The organism is Variovorax sp. P1_H2 (assembly GCF_056405295.1).
Genome location: NZ_JBFUCJ010000238.1, coordinates 1 through 3,626, shown reverse-complemented (window position 1 = coordinate 3,626; position 3,626 = coordinate 1). Strand labels below are relative to the sequence as shown.

2 protein-coding genes are annotated in these 3,626 nt (G+C 61.6%); both read right to left on the bottom strand.

What is annotated here, in order from left to right; genetic code table 11:
* Nucleotides 1-385: 385 nt before the first annotated feature.
* Nucleotides 386-1,246, bottom strand: a complete 861-nt coding sequence (locus tag AC1D2E_RS35245; RefSeq protein WP_478201698.1) for a PoNe immunity protein domain-containing protein — start codon at nucleotides 1,244-1,246, stop codon at nucleotides 386-388.
* Nucleotides 1,243-3,626: DUF637 domain-containing protein (locus AC1D2E_RS35240; protein WP_478201697.1), on the bottom strand; the 2,384-nt coding region annotated here is incomplete at its 5' end. The genes AC1D2E_RS35245 and AC1D2E_RS35240, both read right to left, overlap by 4 nt.

Below are 3,626 nucleotides of genomic sequence, written 5' to 3'. Positions count from 1 at the left end.
GCTTCGTCTGGAACAGGCTTGCCGTAGGCAAGCGCGTATCCGGCGCGCTGGTGCGCACCACCATCGGGACATCGCGCGCACCGGCGACGCCGTTGCCGGCGCCCGCGCCCGTCGCGCCCGCTGCTGCGCTGCCGCCGGCGATCGCCGCGTTCGACCCACCCGCCTGACCTACGCCGCCGGTCTGACGCGCCGCCTGTTCGCCGTCGGCTCAACGCCTGAGCCCGGACCAGCGCAGCCTCCCGCCCCCAGATGGCGAAGCGGAAAATGAACACCGTTGCGCGTCAGGTCGACCTTCCAGCCGCCGACTTCATGCCGATCCACGACTCTGGCGATGCCGTACAACGCGGCAGGTTCGAATTTTCCCGCAGTCATCCCCGCCGCAAATTCAACGCAGCAATTTGGCAATCCATGCCGGAAGGCGCGATGCCCTCGGAGGATGCGTGCCCGGCCCGTTAGGGCGCAAAAGATCGCCCGGATAGTGCGGATGCCCGAGGCACAGACTGTCATCCATGCCAAAGGCCTTCACCGCAGCAACCGCCTCGACGCACCAGCGCCCGAAGTACGCGCCACCTTCGAAGTTATCGTTGCCCAGTTTGTGCCAGTACGGATGGGCATAGGGCACTGCTTGCTTCGCGCGGCCGGATTTGCCGATGGTCGCCATTTCTTCGTACCAGTGATCGACGAATTCGCGCAATTTGACCGCTTGCTGGTCCGCCGGCGCATCGACGGCTTTGAGCAGTCGCGCATAGGGCTTCTTGAAGCACAGTTGCGTACCAATCTTGCGACCCGGGGAACGGCTGGCAATGACGCGATCAAGCAGGATGTCTTCTCCTTCGTTGCCAATCAGCGCTAGCAGACGATTCCAGAGGTCGTCAGGGATCTCGAGTGTCAGCGCCAAGCCCACAAGCCAGAAGCAGTCTATATAGAGGTCGAAATTCACGGCCCAAGTCTGGCGGGTGTACAGCCGCTCGGGAGGATAAACCGAGAGCCCAAGACGGCGCGACTCTTCCCAGAAGTCGAGCATGGGCCCGAAATACTGTCCAAGTTCCTGAATAGGATCGCCACGGGAGTAACGCTGAAACATCAGGCGTTCGTAGCGCTGCGCAATGCCGCGCACATACTGGGGTCGATACGAGGGGTCGCCCGACGGCTTTTCTAGATCAGAAATCCTGTCGGCTATGACCTCGTGAGTGTATGAAATCCATTTTTCCCAGTAGCTAGGGGTACCTAAAACATCACGAATCATTGCTGTGCTCTCAAGCTATTTAGGTCAGGCAGAAGAACTTTTGAAGTATCAACATTTTTCACATTGCCGGCCGCGTCCAGAACTCGAATCTCGGTACTTCCATCCGGCAAGGTTCGAACTACCCATTTCTCAATCCGCCCTGAACTGAGCGACTTTTCGATAGCATCAGCCATCGGTTGATTTTTCCCGACCGACTCCAGAATCCGGTTGTAGTCAGTCACATCCCCTCGCAACCAAGAATCCGACATCTGCTTGCCATCCAGCGGTTTGCTGCTAAGGGTCGACTTGTCGAATTTATACTCGATGACCACGTAATCGACATCGGGCCGATTGACCTGGTAAAGATCGTCAATTCCAGACTGCCCTGGCCCAGGAGATCGACCAATCTTGGTCCCATCAGGCACGATCTGCTTGACCGTGTTTTCACCGAACAAATCACCTGCGACCGCCTTCTGCGGATTGCTGAGTCGCTTCAAGTCGAGCATTGGCAATCCGGTGCTGCTATCGACGACGCCACCAGACTTCAGCAGTGCGTCCGTCGCGGCCTTGTCGAGCACCGAAGTGGCAACGTTGCTGGCCGCCTTGACGCCCACCTGACCGAGCTTGACGGTCACCGCAGTGGCGACACCGCCGATGGCCAATGCGTCGACCAATGCCTCGCCCCTCACCTGCGGATCGCTGCTTGCCAACCGACTCTTCAGCTCCTCGGGGATGCCGATGATGGCTTCCGCGATCGCCGCGGCAGTGTCGCCCAGGCCGTTGTTGATGATGGCCGTGGTCAGTTCATAGGCTGCAATGCCACTGCCCGCGACCAAACCGACCGGCGTTATCTTGCTGAGACCGTTGGAGATGCCGACCAGAAGGTTGGCCTTGTCGATACAGGCTTGCGTCGTGCACTGGCGCTGGTCCAGGCCGTTGCGAATGATGGTTTGGGCGTTGCTCTCCATCGCCAGGACGCGGCTGACGTCATCCGGATTCATGCCGGCGTCGATCAGCTTTTCGATGTCGCTGTAGCCTTCCCGGTAGGCGGCTTTCAGCGCATCACAGTTGTTCGTCGTCTTGCAGTTGAGCAGTTCGACGTCATTCTTCGCACTCACAAGGTAGGCATCGTCTATCGCCTGGTTTTTGCACGCCTGATCGCTTCCACAGGCTTGAAGCGTCTTGGCAAGCTGGGCGACGTCATCATGCTTCAGGTAGTTGTTCGCCGCCGCGTTCGCCCCAGCCTGACTCGCGAGGTTGATCTGGTTCGCATCGCCTCCGGCAACCGCCGCCGCGATGCTGCTCATCATGGCCGCGAACTGAACCGTGTCGATCTCTCGCCCGTAGAGCTCAGCCGAGAGTTCCCCGATGACGGCGCCAAGAGCTCCAGCGGCACAACTGCCGTCCGTCCTCGCAGCGCCGATGGCACAGCCCGCGATCGCATGGGCAATCTTGTTGGCGACTCCGTCGATGCCGCCGATCCAGTTGGCACTCGTCGCCGCAGCGGTGTCGAGGAAGGCATTGATGATCCCTTCCTTCAACGCATCCTCCAGGCTGCCGCCATTGATGGCCGTGCTGATGACCGCCTTGGCTGCGCCCGCCGTCAGGTTCTTGCCCAACTGGGTCATGATGTCGCTCGCCCCTGCGCCCGTCGTCGGCAGCCCGGTCGGATTCAGGTTCAATCCACCCAGCACGCCGCCCGTGACGATGGCCGTCAACAGGCTCTTGACGCTGGAACTGCTGCCCAGGTCATCGAAGGTCTTGCCGAGGTCGCCCCCGTTGTTGATGAGCGCCACCGAGGCCTGGCTCGCGAGTGCGCTGATGCCTGCCGCCACGGCCCCCGAGACGGCCGTACTGCCACCGACCGTGCCCGCGACAGCACCCCCGGCGGTCGAGGCAGCGCCCCATGTCAGATAGGTCACGACGGCTGTTACGACCGCGGCGCCCTCCGGCGTCAGCCCGCTCTTGCCGTAGTCCCACTGCTTGTGCGCTTCGTCGATCTTCTGCCAGTCGACCTTGCCGGCCAGGCTCGGGTCGCTGTTGATCTTGCCGATCCACTCCATGCCCGGCTGCTGCGCCAGCGCTTCGACGCTGTCCTTGGCGTTCATGCCCACCGTCACGCGATTGGCATTGACCTCCAGCGCGCCGGCGTTGATCTGGTTGTAGTGCAGCGTCTCGTCGGCGGTGCCCGAGTCCTTGGTGCTCTGCCACACCAGGTTGCGCTTGCCGCCCGTGTGGCTCGTGCTCGATTCGGTCGATTGCAGCGCGAGGTTGACGCTGTCGCCTTCGAGCTGGAGCTTGCCGGGCGTGTCGATGGTGGTGCCCGCGATGGTGACGGCGCCGCTGGTGCCGTTGTCGCCGGTGGCGGTGATGCTGATGTTGGCGCCGCTCAGCTTAGCTT

What these genes read in the sequence shown, in the direction of transcription:
- AC1D2E_RS35245 (WP_478201698.1), bottom strand. Translation starts at nt 1,246, where the DNA reads ATGATTCGTGATGTTTTAGGTACCCCTAGCTACTGGGAAAAATGGATT.